The organism is Microbacterium marinilacus, assembly GCF_019753765.1.
Classification (GTDB): Bacteria; Actinomycetota; Actinomycetes; order Actinomycetales; family Microbacteriaceae; genus Microbacterium; species Microbacterium marinilacus.
This window is the reverse complement of record NZ_JAIJZW010000001.1, coordinates 141,704-158,682: the sequence shown is the minus strand read 5'-3', so window position 1 is coordinate 158,682 and position 16,979 is coordinate 141,704. Positions and strand designations below refer to the sequence as shown.

The window sequence follows — 16,979 nt, the reverse complement described above, 5'->3', positions numbered from 1 at the left end:
TGCAGACGGACCCGGATCACCCCGGGGGCCGATGTCGGGCGACGTGCGCGCCGGAAGCATGGAGGCATGCACACCCTTCGCCTCCGCGCCCTCGCCGGCGCCGCTCTGACCGCCGCCGTCCTCGCCGTCGCCACCGGCTGCGCCGCGATCGAGGACGCGCTGCACAAGGAGCGCTCGCTCTCCTTCGAGACGCTGCACGACCTCGCGGAGGGGTGGGATCGCGAGGTGTCGTGGTTCCCGGCGGACGCGACCGGGATCCGGATCGCGGAATCGTCGATCGCCGCGGACGCCAGCGTGCTGCTCGCGTCGTCGCAGGAGCTCGATCCGGACCTCTGCGCGCCGTCCGACCGCCTGTCGGCGCCGTCGTACCAGGTCGACGGCGCGCCCGACGTGTACGCCGCCTCCGACGCCTACGCGTGCGGCGCGTGGACCGTGATCGCCGCCCCCGGCGGCTGGTACGGCTGGACGCCGAACCACTCCGACGAGCGAGCAGCGTCGCCCACGGAGTGATCCGGCGCCCGCCTCACTTCTGCGAGCCGGCGAGGAGCGCCTGCACGAAGTAGCGCTGGAACGCGAAGAACACGATCAGCGGCACGATCATCGACAGGAACGCGCCCGCCGACAGCACGTCGATGTTCGAGCCGAACTGACGCAGCTGAGACTGGATCGCCACGGTGAGCGGCATCGAGTCGGAGTTCGTGAAGATCAGCGCGACGAGCATGTCGTTCCATGTCCACAGGAACTGGAAGATCGCGAGCGACGCGATCGCCGGCAGCCCCAACGGCAGGATCACCGTGAAGAAGATCCGCCACTCCCCCGCACCGTCGATCCGCGCAGCCTCCATGAGCTCTGCGGGGATCTGCGTGAAGAAGTTGCGCAGCAGAAAGATCGCGAACGGCAGTCCGAACGCCGTGTGGAACAGGATCACGCCGAGCACGCTGCCGAAGATCCCGAGGGCCCCGAACAGCCGTGCGAGCGGGATCAGCGCGACCTGCAGCGGCACGGCCAGCAGCACGATCACGACGATCAGCAGCCAGTCGCGCCCCGGGAAGCGCATCCACGCGAACGCGTACCCGGCGAACGCGCCGAAGAGGACGACCAGCACCGTCGTCGGCACGGCGATCACGACCGTGTTCCACAGCGACCCCGTGATGGCCGGGTTCGACAGCAGGTTGGCGTAGTTCTCGATCGTGATCTCGGCCGGCTTGGTGAACACCGTCCACCAGCCGGAGGCCGCGTTGTCGCCCACCGTGCGCAGCGACGTGATGAACAGGCCCACGGACGGCACGAGCCAGAAGATCGCGACGACCGCCAGGACGATGTTGACGACCGTCGATCCGAGAGCGGATGCGATCCGCTCTCCGGCGCTCTTCTTGCGGGTGACGATTCCCAGCGAGGAGGCGGATGTCATCGCGCACGCTCCTCTGCGCTCGCCAGCGACTCGCGCGCGCTCATCGCGCACGCTCCTCGCGGAACCGCCGCACGTTCATGATCATCGACGGCAGCACCAGGATCAGCAGCAGGATCGCGAGCGCCGAGCCGAGGCCCTGGTTCGCGCCGCCGCCGAAGGACACGGTCCACATCTCGACCGCGATCACGTTCGCCGCGGGTTTCGAGGCGCCCGGCGGTATGACGTAGACGAGGTCGAAGATCTTCAGCACGTTGATGATCAGCGTGACGAACACGACGATCAGCACCGGCGCGAGCAGGGGCGCCGTGATCCGGCTGAACACCTGCCACTCCGTGGCGCCGTCCATGCGCGCGGCCTCCTGCAGCGAACGGTCCATCGCCGAGAGCCCGGAGGCGATCATGACCATCGCGAAGCCCGCCCAGATCCAGATGTAGGACAGGATGATCACCGCGTTGATGAAGGACGAGCTCAGCCACGAGACGCCCTGGGCGCCCGCATCGAAGTTCGTCGCCGGCAGCGCGATCGTGTACGCCTGCCCCGGGTCCAGCCCGTCGATCGAGTAGGTGCCGTCGGCCCCGGTCGTGGCGTAGCCGTGCACCGACCCGTCCGGCCCGACCGCATCGACGCGCATCCCTGGGAGGCCGCTCTTGCCCTCGTCGATCTCTCCCTGTGTGCCGCCGCCGCCGCGCACGACGTCGAGGAACACGGTGCCGGTGATCTGCGAGTCCCCCGCCTCCGGAGCGGCCACGGCCTGCGCCGCGTCGTCCGGCAGGTTGGACTGCCGGACGCCCGTCAACGGGAAGTCCTGGACGCTGCCGGGGGCGATCTCCTGCTCGCTCGCGATCACGCCTCCGTCGGCGATCACGCCGAAGCCGTCGCGCGGCTCGGCGCCCGGGTATCCCCCGCTCTCGCCGAACGCGTTCTGCGTGCCCGCGATCACCGCGTTCACGACGCCGAGCTGCGGGCTCTCCTGGAACATGCCGCGGAAGATCACGCCCGCGGCGAGCATCGAGATCGCCATCGGCATGAAGATGATGAGCTTGAACGCCGTCTTCCACTTGAGCTTCTCGAGCAGCACCGCGAAGATCAGCCCGAGGATCGTGCACGCGGCCGGCGCGACGATCACCCAGATCACGTTGTTGCGGATCGCCGTGAACGTCGTCTCGTTCGTGAACATCGTGACGTAGTTCTCGAACCCGACGAACTGCCCGTCGTCGCGCCCGAAGAACGAGCGGATGACCGTGTAGACGATCGGATAGACGACGAACGCGCCCAGCATCAGCAGAGCGGGGGCGAGGAACGACGCGGTGATCAGCGTCTTGCGCCACGACCCGGGTTCCTTCGGGGCGCGGCGGGGAGCGGGAGCCCGCTCCGCCGCCGCGGGGACGGTGACGGATGTCATCGGTCCGAGCCCGGTCAGTAGGCCGAGGCCGCGGCGTCCTCGAGCCGCTGCATCGTGCCCTCGACGTCATCCGGGTCCTGGTAGAAGCTGATCATCTCCTGCCAGAAGCCCTGCCCCTGTGTGCCGCCGAACGCGCTCGGCGTGAGGTCCGACATGTCGAACCGGAACGTCTCGGCGCCGGTGAGCGACTCGGCGATCTGGCGCGAGATGTCGTCCGGGTACAGCGACGTGTCCACCGCGTTGTTCGGCGAGGTCAGACCGCCGTTGGGCACCCACACCTCGGCGGCCTCCGGGCTCGCCAGGTACTGCATGAGGGCGTCCGTCGCCTCGTCGTCGGTGAACGCCACGGCGACGTCGCCGCCGCCCACCACCGACGGCGCCGAGTCGTTGATCGAGGGGAACTCGTAGAACAGTGCGTTCTCGCCGACCACCGAGTTGCCGTCGGACGTGATGTTGCCGGCCACGAAGTCGCCCTCGAACACGGTGCCCGCCTGCGGGTCGGCGCCGAACACCTCGGTCACGCTCTCGGGGAACGTGCGCTGGTCGCCGCCCGACTGCACGAGGTCGGTGCCCCACAGGGTGGCGAGCACCTCGAGCGCCTCCTCCACCGACGGATCCGTCCACGGGATCTCGTGGTTGGTGAGCTGGTCGTACTTCTCCGGGCCCGCCGTGCGCAGGTAGACGTTCTCGAACCAGTCGGTGAGCGGCCAGCCGACGTCGGCGCCGACCGAGATGCCCGCGTAGCCGGCGTCCGTCAGCAGCTGCAGCTGGTCGAGGAAGCCGTCCCAGTCCTCAGGCTCGGTGGCGCCCGCCTCGTCGTAGACGTCGGCGTTGTACCAGACGGTCGACTTGTGGGCGGCCTTGAACCAGACGCCGTAGAGCTCGTCCTCGACGGTGCCGAGGTCGACCCAGCTCTCGGAGTAGTTCTCCTCCACCAGCGCGGCCGTCTCGTCGCTCAGCGGCTGGATGGCGCCGTCCGAGGCCAGCGACTGCAGCAGGGCGGGCTGCCCGATCACGGCGACGTTCGGCGGCGTGCCGCCCTCGAGCTGGCCCTGGATGTAGGTGGGTCCGTTGTCGCCGAAGCTCGTGTAGTTGACCGTGGCGCCGGTGGCGTCCTCGAACGCCTGCAGCACCGCCTCGAAGTTCTCCTGCTCGGCGCCCGACCAGGCGGCGACGACGCTGAGGGTCTGTCCCGAGAAGTCGCCCTCGATGTCGACCTCTCCACCGCCTCCGCCGCCTTCGGATCCGCCGCTGCAGGCGGTGACGGCGATCGCCGTGGCGCCGAGGACCCCGGCCACGGTGAGCACTCGACGTGTGCGGTTAGCGAACATGACGTTCCCTTCGTCCTGCCACGGGCCGCTCGGAGCGCCGCAGCGCAGACGTCGCACGGCCCTGTGGTGCTGCTGTGGTTCACTCTCGAGCGTCACCGTACGCCCGATCAGCGGGACGGGGCAACGGGTTGCACGGCGCAGCGCAGGGCGTGTAAGGGAGGGCTCACCGCGCCCGCCCGGAGGCCCGCACGCGCGTCCGGACACGACGAAGGCCCCGGGATGTCCCGGGGCCTTCGCGGCTGTCGACCGCCGAAGCGGACGAGAGGTGGTTACTTCAGGGTCACCGTGGCGCCGGCGCCCTCGAGGGACTCCTTGGCCTTCTCGGCGGTCTCCTTGTTCGCGCCCTCGAGCACGGCCTTCGGGGCGCCGTCGACGAGAGCCTTGGCCTCGCCGAGGCCGAGCGAGGTGAGCTCGCGGACCGTCTTGATGACCTGGATCTTCTTGTCGCCGGCAGCCTCGAGGATGACGTCGAACGAGTCCTTCTCCTCCTCGGCCTCGGCCGGGGCGCCACCAGCGGCACCGGCGACGGCGACGGGGGCGGCAGCGGTGACGTCGAACTTCTCCTCGAACGCCTTCACGAACTCGCTGAGCTCGATGAGGGTCAGGTCAGAGAACTGCTCGAGGAGCTCCTCGGTGGTGAGCTTCGCCATGATGTATCTCCTAGATAGATGTGTGGTTTGTGGGATGAAACGCCGGCTGCTTACGCGGCCTGGGCGGTCTCGAGCTTCTCGCGGAGGGCGTCGATGGTGGCCGCGGCCTTGCCCATCGTGGCCTTCATCATGCCCGCAGCCTTCGCCAGCAGAACCTCGCGGCTCTCGAGCGACGCGTACGTGTTGACCTCGTCGGGGGTGAGGGCCTTGCCCTCGAACACTCCGCCCTTGATCACGAGAAGAGGGTTCGCCTTGGCGAAGTCACGCAGCGCCTTCGCGGTGGTGACGAAGTCACCGTGCACGAACGCGATGGCCGACGGGCCCTTGAGGTCGTCGTCCAGCGTGTCGAAGCCCGCAGCCTTGGCGGCGATCTTCGTCAGCGTGTTCTTCACCACGGCGTACTCCGCATCCTGACGGATGTTGTTGCGCAGCTCCTTGAGCTGGGCAACCGTCAGACCGCGGTACTCGGTCAGCAGGACGGCGTTCGAGTTCTCGAAAGACTTCGTGAGCTCGTTGACCGATGCATCCTTCTGCGCCATGGTCACTCCTTGGTGTGTACGAGATGCCCCACGGCGGTGGAGCACCGACCGAGCCCGCCCACGCATGGAAAAAGCTCCGGCGCAAGCGCACGGAGCTGAGTTTCCCGAATCCGGGAGAATCGTTCGTGACACCTGCGCGGGCCCCTGCGATGCAGTGCTTCGATCGATCTGCGCTGTGCGCGTCACGACGACCGGCGGTCTTCGGCTTCGCCAACTCTAACACAGCCACGACCCTCTCACCGCCGGCGAGGATCGGGGGGCCGACCGCGATCCGTCAGTCGGAGAGGGCGAGGGCGCGGAACATGTCGCGCTCACGGAGCCGGTCGCGGTTCGAGACCGCCGGCGCGAGTGCCGGCTCGTCCGCCGGACGCTCGACGCGCTTGCCCGTCGTGCGCTGATAGAGCTCGTCGATCAGGCGCGTCGCGAGGCGCACCAGCTGCGCGATCTCGCGGTCGTCCCGCTCGATCCAGGTCGACTTGGGCTCGTCGTGCACGGGCTCGAAGTCGCGGTGCTCCTCCCACACGAACAGCGTGCGCTCCGCGCCGAGCACGTGCTGCTGCCACCAGACCTGCCGCAGGTAGGTGCGCGGGATCGAGCGCCACGGCTTGTTGGTGGTCTTGATCTCGGCCAGCGTCACGCGCCCCTGCGCGTCGAGGCCGACCCCGTCGGGCGTCGCGAGATGACGCTTCTCGACCACGGCGTGGAACAGCGCGCTCGAGGGCAGGATGCCGTGGGTGCCCGCGATCCAGGCGGCGATCTCCGGCTCGCGTCGCCGCCCGTGGTCGGTGTAGGCGTTGCCCGAGAACCGCGACCCCATCAGCTTCTGGTCGACGGCACGGGCGATCGAACGCTCGCTCGCCGTCAGCGCGGCGACATCCGTCGCCGTGATGCCCCGGGCTCGCGCACGAAGCCACGCGACCCGGTCGCGGGAGTCCGCGAGGATCCGGGCCTGCAGTTCGGGGGTCACCCGTCGACCCTAACGCCGCGAGCGGACGCGCCCCGCGCCGCAACGCCGCGACACGCGATCCGCATTTGGTTGTCGGAAGTCAACGAAAGGCGTATAGTTGACCGATCACAACTTTTCAGCGCGTCGACGGTGCCGCGCCCACCGCCCTCCCGCAGGAAAGAGCTCCATGTCAGACCAGTCCACCGCTCCTCGGATGACGCACCGCCAGGTGCTGGAGGCCATCTCCGGCCTCTTGCTGGCGATGTTCACGTCGATGATGGCCAACACCATCGTCGGCACCTCGCTGCCGATCATCGTGCCGGATCTGGGCGGCACTCAGACCGACTACACCTGGGTCGTCACCGCCGCACTCCTCACCACGGCCATCTCGACGCCGATCTGGGGAAAGCTCGCCGACCTCACCGACCGCAAGGTGCTCGTGCTGGTCGCGCTGACCTTCTTCCTTCTCGCCAGCGCGGTCGCCGGCTTCGCCACGAGCCCCGGGATGCTCATCGGCGCCCGTGCCTTCCAGGGCATCGGCGCCGGCGGCGTCGCGGCGCTCACCCAGGTGATCATGGCCGACATCATCAGCCCGCGAGAGCGCGGCAAGTACATGGGCCTCTTCGGAGTCGTCATGGGCGTCTCGACCGTGGGAGGTCCCATCATCGGCGGCCTGCTGACGGACAGCATCGGCTGGCACTGGAACTTCTTCGTCGGCATCCCGCTCGGGATCATCTCGTTCGTCGTGATCGTCCGCACCCTCCGGCTCAGCCCGCGCGCGAACCGGAAGGTGCGCATCGACTACCTCGGCATCGTGCTGCTCTCGGTCGCCGCGAGCCTGCTGCTCATCTGGGTCACGAACGTGAAGGACTACGGCTGGGCCAGCACCGAGACCTACACGATGGTGGGCGGCGCGATCGTCGCGACCGCGCTGTTCATCTGGGTCGAGACCCGCGCCGCGGAGCCGGTGGTCCCGCTCAGCCTCTTCCGCAACCGCACCTTCACGCTCTCGGTGCTGGCGTCGATCTCCATCGGCGTGGCGATGTTCGGAACCGCCGTGTACCTCGGTCAGTACTTCCAGATGGCGCGCGGGTTCGACCCGACGGGCGCCGGCCTCATGACGATCCCGATGGCGGCCGGCATGCTGATCTGCTCGACGCTCATCGGCCAGCTGGTGACGCGCTACGGGGCTTGGAAGCGCTACCTCGTGATCGGCGCGATCGTGATGACCACCGGCAACGCGATGCTCGCGACCCTGACCTACGACACCAGCCTGATCCTCGTGGGCGTCTACATGTTCCTTCTCGGAGCGGGCATGGGCATGACGATGCAGAACCTCGTGCTGGTCGTGCAGAACACCGCTCGGCCCGAGGAGATGGGCGTCGCCAGCTCGGGCGTCAACTTCTTCCGGACGATCGGCGGCACCGCCGGCGTCGCGGTCATCGGGTCGGTGCTCGCCTCGAGCATGACCGACCAGCTCGCGCAGCGGAAGGACGAGCTGACCAGCGCGATCGCTGGGCTCGGAGCCGAGGGCGCGAGCATCGCCGAGCAGTTCCAGTCGGGCACGATGCCGATCACCCGCGACCTGCCCGCGACGGTGCAGGTGATCGTCGAGCAGGTGGCGGCGACCTCGATCGCTCACGCGTTCCTCATCGGCATCCCGCTCGGGGTGCTGAGCCTCGTCGCCATCGCGTTCCTGCCCAACATCCCGCTCGGCCGGAAGAACAACGCCGAGCGCCTGCAGGAGCAGGAGACGGACGCGGTCGACGAGCTCACCGCGACCGAGGCCGCGTTCGCGCGCGAGGGGGCGATGGCCGTCGCGTCGACGGGCGCGATCCCGATCGTCGGCGAGGCGCCGGGGCAGGACGCGCCGCGTACGGAGCGCAGGCCGTGACCGACGAGGGCCCGACGGAGCGCGAGCAGGCGATGCGCGCGGTCGAGCTGGAGTTCTCCGAGCTGATCGCGCAGGTGAGGCGCATCATCATGCGCAACGCCGACCGGGTCTCGCCCGGGATGCTGCCGGGCGCCTACAAGGTGTTCACCACCATCGCGGATGCCGGCCCGCTGACCGCGTCCGCGATCGCCGACCGGCTGATGATCGACAAGGGCCAGCTCAGCCGGACCGTCCGCGAGCTCGAGGACCTCGGTCTGGTGGCACGCACCCCCGACCCCTCGGACGGTCGCGCCCACCTGCTCGAGCCGACCGAGGACGGCCGGCGCCGGCTCGCGACCGCCCGCGCCCCGCAGGAGCACGGCCTGTCGCGGGCGCTGGAGAAGTGGGACGTGTCGGATGTGCGCCGCCTGGCCGACCTGCTGCACGCCCTCACGCACGAGCAGGTGCCCGGCGCCGACTGACTCCCGCCGCGCACCGTCGTCCCGCTGTCCGTGAGCGCCGCGAAGGCGCGATCGGGCGGCGGGACGCGTCGTCTCGGGCGATCGCCGCTTCTCGTCGGTGCGATCGAGAGTGTCTCTCGACGCCAACTCGATTGACTGGTTATATCAGCATCACAGTTTCGCCAGATTCTGATATTCCGATCTCTCGACCATGTTGGAGTCCTGATGCCCGCTCTGCGCACCCGCCCATCGACCGCTCCCACCCGCCGTGGCGCCAAGGTCGTCGCCATCACGAGCGCCGCCGCGGTCGCCGCGGTGGGCGTGACCCTGAGCCTCGCCGCCTGGACCGACAACGAGTGGCTCACGAGCGGCTTCGACGGCGACGATCCCGCCATCTCGACGTCGGCCTTCGAGGTGGAGCAGTACGCCTACCCCAGCACGGGCGGCTCGGCCGGCACCTTCTCGCAGCACGAGACCAGCGACGACGCGAACGTCGTGACGTTCTCGGTCGAGGCGCTCTCTCCCCAGGTGCCGAGCTACGGCCTCGTCGGCCTGCGCACGACGGCGGGTTCGCTCGGCGGCGCCCTCACCCTCCAGGCCGCCGACGACCTGCTGAACGCCGGCACCACGACCGACGCCGCCGCCGCTGCCCTGTTCGCGGCGACCGAGGTGACCGTGTGGACGTGGAGCGAGGCCGACTCGACGCCCGCGTTCGGCTGCGACGCGAGCACGTCGTCCCAGCCCGGAGTGACGCAGATCGCCGCCGGCGCCCTCGCCGCCGCGGCAGGATCCGCGTCGCAGGAGCTCGCAGCAGAGGGCGGGGACGTCCAGTACTACTGCTACCAGCTGCTGTTCGATGTGCCCGACGGCGCCGATCCCGAGGACTACATGGGCGTCGGCCTCGTGCCGGCGTGGGAGTTCACCGCCGAGTCCGACTGACGGGACGCGCGATGACCACCGTCCCGACGCGCGGGAGCGCGGACGGCGCGGAGCTGCGTGCCCGTCACCGACGTCGCCGCCGGCTGTGGCTGCCGCATCCGCGGGACGTGCTCGTGTGGCTGCTGGGCGCCGTCGGCCTCGTCTCGATCGCGTGGCTGCTCGCCTCCTGGCTGCTCGGCCTCCACCTCGTCGTGCTCACGACCGGATCCATGTCGCCGGGGATGCCGCCGGGCACCGCAGCGGTCGAGCGGACCGTCGCCGCAGCCGAGCTGCGCGTCGGCGACGTCGTGAGCGTGCCACGCGCGGGCGACGGCGAGGTCGTGACCCACCGCATCGTCGAGATCTCGTCGAACGGCGAGCCGGATCAGCGCACGCTGACGCTGCAGGGCGACGCGAACGACGGCCCGGACACCCAGCCGTACACGGTGTCCCGCGCCGGACTGGTCGTGGTCGCGGTGCCGGCCGTCGGCTACGTCGTGACCTTCTTGGGCTCGCCGGCCGGGATCACGCTTCTCGCCGTCCTGATCCCGGCCGGTGTGCTGTGGGTGCTGTGGCCGAGGCCCGCGCGCACATGAGCACGCCGGGCGGTCGCCGCTCGGGGCGTGCGCGACGGGCGATCGGCGCGGCGCTGCTCGTGATCTCGGCCGCGATGGCGATGTCGGTGTGGTCGGCGTTCTCGGCGGAGGCGGCGCAGTACGTCCCCGATCGGGACCAGGCCACGCCGGACCGGATGCTGTCCCTGTGGACGCAGGGTGCCCCCGAGGAGGCGCGCTCGCTCTCCCCAGGGGAGCCGGTGTCCTGGCTGATCCGGGCCGATCACGACGATCGCACCGGTCCCGCGACGATCGACGTGCAGCTGCGGAAGCAGGGGGCGCTCGTGGATCATCCGCGAGGCCTGTCGGTGAGCATCGAGCAGTGCATGGTCCCGTGGGCGGGCTGGGACACGGCGACGCCCTGGTGCCCCGCACCGGGTGGTGCGCTGACCGTGACCCCGGAGCACGATCTGTCCGAGGCGCCCAGCGATCCGATGCGCATGGGCGACATGGTCAGCTCGATCCCGCACTACTTCCGCGTCACCGCCGCGCTCGAGGACTCCCCCGCCGCGCGCGCGGACGCGTCCCTGCACGGGTTGAGCGCCGTCGTGGACATCGGCGTCACCGCGACCGGGGGCGGCGGGGCGACGTCGGAGGGCCCCGAGGAGGGCGACGGCCCGCCGGACGCGGGATCGGACGGTGCGCGGGATCCGGTCGGCCTCACGCCCACGGGAGGCGATCTCGGCGACGTCGCGAGGCTGCTCGCGCTGGCCGCCGCGGCGATCGCGGCCGCCCTCGGCGCGAGGCTGCTCCGACGCCGACCGGAGCCCGCGTCATGACCCGCCGCCGGCGATTCGCGGGCCTCGGCGGCGCCGTCGCCGCCCTGCTCGTCGTCCCGCTCACGACCAGCACGTCGCTGGCGGCCTGGAACGACGCCGAATGGCTGCGGACACCCGCGCTGACGACGACGACGGTCGATTGCAGCGCCGAGTCGGGGCTCGTCGCGGAGGCGTCCGCGCGTCAGGTCGGCGGCACGCTCCTCGGCACGGACCTCGCGAGCCTGGCGGAGGTGCAGGGCGTGGGGAACGGCGTCGACGGAGACGGCATCGAGTGGTGGGAGCCCAGCAGCGCGCACGACCTCGACCCCGCAGGCACGACGACGCACACCCGCTCCACGTCGCTGAGCGTCGCCGCGCTGTCCGGGGTGCCGCTCGTCTCGCTGCCGACCCTGAACGCCGCCGTTCCCGGGATCTCGGCGGGTGCGCTGGCGCAGTACTCGCAGGTGACGGCGGCCGGCGCGGCGATCGGTGCTACGGGCCTCGTCGCCGACAGATCGGGTGTGATCACCATCGGGCCGTACGATGCCACGCCTCCCGCGTCGTCCGCCATCAGCCTGAGCGGCGTCGTCCCGGCGATCGCCGGCGTCGCCGACGCGACGCTCACCACGGGCGCGGTCTCCGCCGTGTCGCAGGTGGACGGCTGCGCCCTTCTCGCATCCGAGCTGTGGGGCGTCGGCACCGACGAGGGCACGGTGCGTCGCGAGTACGACATCGCCGGCCTGGGCCTGACGGCCTCGGCACCCGCTCTGGCCGACCTCGTGCCCGCGGTGAACGGCGCCGTCACGACGCTCGGCACCACGGTGGGAGGGCTCAGCTCGGGCCTCACCGGCGCGCTGGGGTCGACCCTGACGACCGCCCTCAACGCGCTGAACCTGAACCTGCTGGTCGGGCGGGTGAGCGTGAAGAGCAGCTCAGCGCCGGCGGTCGTGCTGACCCCGCCTGACTTCTCCGCGGCGAGCGCGCTCCTCGGCGAGACCCGCGACTCTGCCAGTGTCCTGAGCCTGAACCCCGGCGGCGGGACCGTCTCGGCCGACCTCGCAGCGCTGCTCGGCGACGACGAGGATGGCCTCAACGGCCTCCCCCCGAACACGCTGATCGACGGGGCGGAGCTCGCGGCCCTCTCCGCCCGCACGACCGGCTTCGCGGACGACTGGATCGTCGCGGTGCAGGACGCGCTCACCTCGGCCGTGGCGCAGACCGGCCTGCGGATCACCCAGACGCTCACGCTGCAGGCGTGTCTTCTGGGGACCTGCGTCGACGTCGCGACGATCGGCATCGACGTGAGGGGGACGCTCGGGGCGCTCGCCGGGAACGACACCACCCTGGCCTCGCAGATCACGATCACCGCTCTCGGCGGTGTCAACATCTCGTCGCTCCTGTCGCCGCTGACGAACACGATCGTCGGAGCGATCAGCGCGGTGCTCGATTCGACCCTCGCCAGCGCGAGCGCGACGATCACCGCGCTCGGCCCGACGCTCGACGCCATCCTCTCCCCCGTGGCGATCGGCGTGGGCGGCCTGCTCACGGCGCTCGCCCCGATCATCTCGCTGCAGGTCAACCTGCAGCCCGACGTCACCGCGCCGAACCCGCCGCCCGCGGACGCGCCGTCCTATCGACCGGCCACCTCGACGGCCACCGCCGAGTACCTCGTCACCGCACTGCGCATCGGTCTGCTGAGCGACGCCCGCCTGACGTCCCTGTCGCTGGCGACGGCGACAGCCGGGCCCGTGTCGCTCGGGTCCGAGGGCTGACCGCCCCGTCCCGGCTCGACCAGCGGCCATCCGCGTGGATCCGTAGCACCGCCGAAACACTCGCGTGATGAACTCGGGATTGACTGTCGTACACGGGTCCGCGCCGCCGCGGCCCCGAACGATCGAAGGGGGACGACCGATGAGATTCCGGCCGCCACGCAGCACTGCCGTCGTCGCTCCGGCACAACCGGCCGTCCCGCCGCCGTCGCACATGCGAGCAGTGCTGTTCGACGCTCCGGGCGACCCGTCCGCGCTGCGCGTGGACAACGTGCCCGTGCCCGCGCCCGTGATGGACGAGGTGCTCGTCCGCGTGGTGGCGGCGGGCGTGAACCCCATCGACGCCAAGACCCGCGCAGGAGCGGGCGTCTCGCCCGGCATCGCCGCCTACCCGGTCGTGCCCGGCTTCGACTTCGCGGGAGTGGTCGTCTCCTCGCCGTTCGAGGCGCACCCGCTGCAGCCGGGCGCCGAGGTGTTCGGGATGGCCGCCGTGCCGCGCACGCCCGGGTCGTACGCGGAGTACGTCGTGGCCCCGTCGCATTCGCTCGCGGCGAAGCCGGCGGCCCTCTCGCATGTCGAGGCGGCGGGCGTGCCGCTGGCGGCCCTCACCGCCTGGCAGCTGGTCGTCGAGACCGCGCACGCCCACGAGGGACAGCGGATCCTGATCCATGCCGGCTCGGGCGGGGTGGGCCACTTCGCCGTCCAGTTCGCCGCGTACTTCGGCGCGCACGTCACGGCGACGGCGTCGGGGGCGAACGCCGCGTGGCTGCGCGAGATCGGCGCGCAGGTCGTGATCGACCACACCACCACGCGCTTCGAGGACGTGGTGGCCGACGTCGACGTCGTGATCGACCTGATCGGCAACGCGAAGGCACGCACCGGCACCCGCTCGCTCGAGGTCCTGCGGCCCGGCGGCCTGCTGATCGTCGTGCCGCGCGGAAGCTGGCCCGACGTCGCGATCGACGCGGAGGCGGCAGGCGTGCGGGCGACGACCTTCGTGGTGTCCCCCGACGGCACCGCGCTGGGCACCATCGCCCGCCTGCTCGACTCCGGCGCCGTGCAGGTGTACGTCGAGAAGGTGTACGAGCTGGGCGACGCCGCCGCCGCGCATCGCCAGCTGGAGGCCGGGCACACGCGCGGCAAGCTCGTGCTGCGCGTCTCCGACGGCTGATCGGCGCGGCCACACGGGCCGTGTCATCGGGCGCCTCGCCGACTGGCGCTGTCGGGCTCAGGAGGGCTCGAGCGCAGCGTGCGCCGCGCTGACGACAGCATCGCGGATGTCGGCGAGCAGCGGTGAGCGCAGGTTCCACTGCTGCCAGTAGAGGGGCACCGAGGCGCGTGGGCCGTCGAGACGCACCAGGCGACCGTCGTCGAGCGCCGCCTGGGCCTGCATCGGGGGAAGGAGCCCCCAGCCGAACCCGAGCCGCACGGCGGTGGCGTAGTCCTCGGACGCGGGCACGTAGTGCCGAGGCGGTCGCGACGGGTCGACGCCGCGACCGGTGAGCCACTGCGCCTGCAGGTCGTCGTTGCGGTCGTAGTCGACGACCGGGGCCTTCGAGAGCGCGTCCAGCGACGACCCGGCGGGCAGCCAGCGCTCGACGAAGGCGGGCGCGGCGACGGGCTCGTACACCGTCACGCCGAGCGGCGTGACCACGCACCCGGCGATCGGAGCCTGCTGCGAGGTGACCGCCGCGGTGACGGTTCCCGCCTCCAGCAGCTCCGCGGTGTGGTCCTGGTCGTCGCGGTGCAGCTCGAAGCTCACGTCGTGCGCCCGCATGACCGGCTGCAGCGCGGGAAGGAACCAGGTGGCGAGCGAGTCGGAGTTGACGGCGATCGGCACGCGCATCCTCCCAGGTCCCTCGAGACCGAGCTCGACCCCGGCTTCGTGTCCGAGCAGGGCGTACTGGCGCGCGAGGCGCACCACCACGGCGCCGGCCTCCGTGGCGCGGGCCGGCTTCGACCGGACGACGAGCACGCGTCCCAGCTGTCCCTCGAGCGTCCGCAGCCGCTGGCTCACGGCGGAGGGGGTGATACGCAGCATGCGCGCAGCTCCGTCCAGGCTGCCCTCGTCCACGACGGCGGCGACGGTCTCGGCGAGGTCAGGCGCGATCCACATGAAGCATTCCTAACACAGGCACAGAATCATGAACGTCGCTTTGGTGAAGTCGCGGACGGTCCGTAGCGTCGTCCCGTGCTCACCACCCTCGCCCCTTACCTGACCGCCGGCCTCGCCGGGCTCGGGCTGTGCCTGTCGCTGATCATCGCGCCGGGCGCGCAGAACATCTTCCTGTTGCGCATGGGCGTGCAGCGCCGTCACGTCGTCGCCCTCGCCGTGACCTGCCTCGTGAGCGACGCCCTCCTCATCACGGCCGGCGTCGCCGGATTCGGCGTGGTGGTCGAGCATCTCCCCTGGCTGTTCGAGCTCGTCCGCTGGGGCGGCGTCGCCTTCCTGACCGCCTACGCGCTCTCGGCGGCGTGGCGCGCGGTGCGCCCGAAGCCGGAGGCCATCCGGATCGAGGAGCCGGCCGCTCCGATGCCCGGCGCAGGCACCGTGACGGATAAGGCCGTCGACCACCGCGGCGGCACGGCCACGCTGACCCGGCCCGTCCGGGTGGCGACGCCCACGGCGACGCTGCTGCCGGCGATCCTCTCCTGCCTCGCGATCACGTGGCTGAACCCCCACTCGTACCTCGACACGGTGTTCCTGCTCGGCTCCGTGTCGGCCGGCTACGGCGACCTGCGCTGGGCCTTCGGCGCCGGCGCGATCGTGGGCAGCGCCATCTGGTTCGCCCTCATGACGCTCGCCGCACGCTTCGCCGCCCGCTGGCTCAGCTCGCCGCGCGCCTGGCGCGTGCTCGACGCCTTCATCGCGGTCGCGATGCTGGCCCTGGCCTGCGGCCTCGCGGTCGCCTGATCCCGCGCGGGGTAGCCCGCGATGAAGGAGATCTCCACAACGAAGGAGCGCGAAGAGCCAATAGCTCCTTCACAACGGATTTGCACGTCATCGTGGCGCGCTGTTGCCATCCTCGGCTGACGCGAACGGGAATGCGAAGGGGCCCCGCCAGATGGCGAGGCCCCTTCGTGCACTGCGTGTTACGCGATGACGTTGACGTCCAGCGGGATGCCGGGGCCGAACGTGGTCGACACGGCGCCCTTCTGGATGTAGCGACCCTTCGAGCTCGACGGCTTCAGGCGCACGATCTCGTCGAGCGCGGCCTGCAGGTTCGCGTCCAGCTGCTCGGCCGAGAACGAGGCCTTGCCGACGATGAAGTGCACGTTGGCGTGCTTGTCGACGCGGAACTCGATCTTGCCGCCCTTGATCTCCTCGACGGCCTTGGCCGGGTTGGGGGTCACGGTGCCGGTCTTCGGGTTCGGCATCAGGCCGCGGGGGCCGAGCACCTTGCCGAGACGACCGACCTGGCCCATGAGCTCGGGCACCGAGACGGCCGCGTCGAAGTCGGTCCAGCCGCCGGCGACCTTCTCGATGAGCTCGGCGCCGCCGACCTCGTCAGCACCGGCCGCGATGGCGGCCTCGGCCGCGGGGCCGTTGGCGAAGACGATGACGCGGGCGGTCTTGCCCGTGCCGTGCGGCAGCATGACGGTGCCGCGCACCATCTGGTCGGCCTTGCGCGGGTCGACCGAGAGCTTCAGCGCGACCTCGACGGTCGAGTCGAACTTCTTCGAGCCCGTCTCCTTCGCGAGGACGACGGCCTCGGTGGGCGTGTAGAACTTGCCGGCCTCGAGCTTCTCGACGGCGGCGGCGTAAGCCTTGGACTTGGTAGCCATGATCGTTATCCCCCTCAGTCCTCGACCGTGATGCCCATGGAGCGGGCGGTGCCGGCGATGATCTTCGAGGCGGCCTCGATGTCGTTCGCGTTCAGGTCGGGCTGCTTCGTCTTGGCGATCTCGGCGACCTGCTCCTTGGTGAGCTTGGCGACCTTGACCGTGTGCGGCGTGGACGAGCCCTTCGCGACGCCCGCTGCCTTCTTGATCAGCTCGGCGGCCGGCGGGGTCTTCAGGATGAACGTGAAGCTGCGGTCCTCGTAGACGGTGATCTCCACGGGGATGACGTTGCCGCGCTGCGACTCGGTCGCCGCGTTGTACGCCTTGCAGAACTCCATGATGTTGACGCCGTGCTGACCGAGCGCGGGGCCGATGGGCGGCGCGGGGTTGGCGGCGCCGGCCTGGATCTGGAGCTTGATGAGCCCCGTCACCTTCTTCTTGGGTGCCATTTCGATTCCTTTCGACGAACGGATGCCGGTTGCATCCGCTCTCCCGCACGCAGGATGACCCTGACGAGCGGTGTG

General features: G+C 70.6%; 18 protein-coding genes. 9 read left to right on the top strand and 9 right to left on the bottom strand.

The features are described from left to right. The first annotated feature begins 66 nt into the window (after positions 1-66). The gene (locus K5S26_RS00770; protein WP_221855072.1) at positions 67-510 is read left to right on the top strand and encodes a hypothetical protein; all 444 of its coding nucleotides are present in this window, start codon (positions 67-69) and stop codon (positions 508-510) included. 13 nt (positions 511-523) lie between these two features. Here K5S26_RS00770 and K5S26_RS00765 read toward each other — a convergent pair whose 3' ends face one another. The 6 genes from K5S26_RS00765 to K5S26_RS00740 form a co-directional block, all read right to left on the bottom strand. Next, positions 524-1,411 (bottom strand): carbohydrate ABC transporter permease, encoded by an 888-nt coding sequence (locus K5S26_RS00765; RefSeq protein WP_221855070.1) that lies wholly within the window; start codon positions 1,409-1,411, stop codon positions 524-526. Between the two features lie 40 nt (positions 1,412-1,451). Next, entirely contained in the window at positions 1,452-2,813 is a 1,362-nt protein-coding gene (locus tag K5S26_RS00760; protein ID WP_221855068.1) for an ABC transporter permease subunit, read from the bottom strand. A 14-nt stretch (positions 2,814-2,827) separates the two neighbouring features. Further along, a complete protein-coding gene (locus K5S26_RS00755) occupies positions 2,828-4,144 on the bottom strand; it encodes an ABC transporter substrate-binding protein (protein ID WP_221855066.1) in 1,317 nt (438 codons plus the stop codon). A gap of 269 nt (positions 4,145-4,413) precedes the next feature. Beyond that, on the bottom strand, positions 4,414-4,794 hold the full coding sequence (gene rplL, locus K5S26_RS00750) for a 50S ribosomal protein L7/L12 (protein WP_221855063.1): 381 nt from the start codon (positions 4,792-4,794) through the stop codon (positions 4,414-4,416). A 50-nt stretch (positions 4,795-4,844) separates the two neighbouring features. Next, positions 4,845-5,333, bottom strand: coding sequence for a 50S ribosomal protein L10 (rplJ, locus tag K5S26_RS00745; RefSeq protein WP_221855061.1), 489 nt, complete (start codon positions 5,331-5,333; stop codon positions 4,845-4,847). Positions 5,334-5,607: 274 nt separating this feature from the next. Beyond that, on the bottom strand, positions 5,608-6,300 hold the full coding sequence (locus K5S26_RS00740; protein ID WP_221855059.1) for a YqaJ viral recombinase family protein: 693 nt from the start codon (positions 6,298-6,300) through the stop codon (positions 5,608-5,610). A gap of 166 nt (positions 6,301-6,466) precedes the next feature. Here K5S26_RS00740 and K5S26_RS00735 point away from each other — a divergent pair, with 166 nt between their 5' ends. From K5S26_RS00735 to K5S26_RS00705, 7 genes are all read left to right on the top strand, one after another. Beyond that, positions 6,467-8,173 carry an MDR family MFS transporter gene (locus tag K5S26_RS00735; protein WP_221855057.1) on the top strand — a complete coding sequence of 569 codons (1,707 nt, stop codon included), beginning with the start codon at positions 6,467-6,469 and terminating at the stop codon, positions 8,171-8,173. Then, the gene (locus K5S26_RS00730) at positions 8,170-8,634 is read left to right on the top strand and encodes a MarR family winged helix-turn-helix transcriptional regulator (protein WP_308122709.1); all 465 of its coding nucleotides are present in this window, start codon (positions 8,170-8,172) and stop codon (positions 8,632-8,634) included. The genes K5S26_RS00735 and K5S26_RS00730 overlap by 4 nt, the downstream gene beginning before the upstream one ends. A gap of 204 nt (positions 8,635-8,838) precedes the next feature. Next, the gene (locus tag K5S26_RS00725; RefSeq protein ID WP_221855055.1) at positions 8,839-9,552 is read left to right on the top strand and encodes a hypothetical protein; all 714 of its coding nucleotides are present in this window, start codon (positions 8,839-8,841) and stop codon (positions 9,550-9,552) included. Positions 9,553-9,563: 11 nt separating this feature from the next. Then, complete coding sequence (locus K5S26_RS00720; protein ID WP_221855053.1) at positions 9,564-10,127, top strand: signal peptidase I; 564 nt, start codon at positions 9,564-9,566, stop codon at positions 10,125-10,127. Continuing rightward, positions 10,124-10,924 carry a hypothetical protein gene (locus tag K5S26_RS00715; protein WP_221855051.1) on the top strand — a complete coding sequence of 267 codons (801 nt, stop codon included), beginning with the start codon at positions 10,124-10,126 and terminating at the stop codon, positions 10,922-10,924. Before K5S26_RS00720 ends, K5S26_RS00715 begins: the two co-directional genes overlap by 4 nt. Continuing rightward, the gene (locus tag K5S26_RS00710) at positions 10,921-12,675 is read left to right on the top strand and encodes a choice-of-anchor G family protein (protein ID WP_221855049.1); all 1,755 of its coding nucleotides are present in this window, start codon (positions 10,921-10,923) and stop codon (positions 12,673-12,675) included. The genes K5S26_RS00715 and K5S26_RS00710 overlap by 4 nt, the downstream gene beginning before the upstream one ends. A 139-nt stretch (positions 12,676-12,814) precedes the next feature. After that, positions 12,815-13,843, top strand: a complete 1,029-nt coding sequence (locus tag K5S26_RS00705) for an NADP-dependent oxidoreductase (RefSeq protein WP_221855047.1) — start codon at positions 12,815-12,817, stop codon at positions 13,841-13,843. A gap of 57 nt (positions 13,844-13,900) precedes the next feature. Here the strand turns inward: K5S26_RS00705 and K5S26_RS00700 are convergent, their stop codons facing one another. Next, positions 13,901-14,788, bottom strand: a complete 888-nt coding sequence (locus K5S26_RS00700; protein WP_221855045.1) for a LysR family transcriptional regulator ArgP — start codon at positions 14,786-14,788, stop codon at positions 13,901-13,903. 75 nt (positions 14,789-14,863) lie between these two features. On the opposite strand from K5S26_RS00700, the gene K5S26_RS00695 reads away from it, so the two are divergent. Beyond that, entirely contained in the window at positions 14,864-15,586 is a 723-nt protein-coding gene (locus K5S26_RS00695; RefSeq protein WP_308122708.1) for a LysE/ArgO family amino acid transporter, read from the top strand. 179 nt (positions 15,587-15,765) lie between these two features. Here K5S26_RS00695 and rplA read toward each other — a convergent pair whose 3' ends face one another. Together rplA and rplK are read right to left on the bottom strand one after the other, a co-directional pair. Next, positions 15,766-16,458, bottom strand: a complete 693-nt coding sequence (gene rplA / locus K5S26_RS00690) for a 50S ribosomal protein L1 (protein ID WP_221855043.1) — start codon at positions 16,456-16,458, stop codon at positions 15,766-15,768. A gap of 14 nt (positions 16,459-16,472) precedes the next feature. Continuing rightward, entirely contained in the window at positions 16,473-16,904 is a 432-nt protein-coding gene (rplK, locus tag K5S26_RS00685) for a 50S ribosomal protein L11 (RefSeq protein ID WP_221855042.1), read from the bottom strand. Between the last annotated feature and the right edge of the window lie 75 nt (positions 16,905-16,979).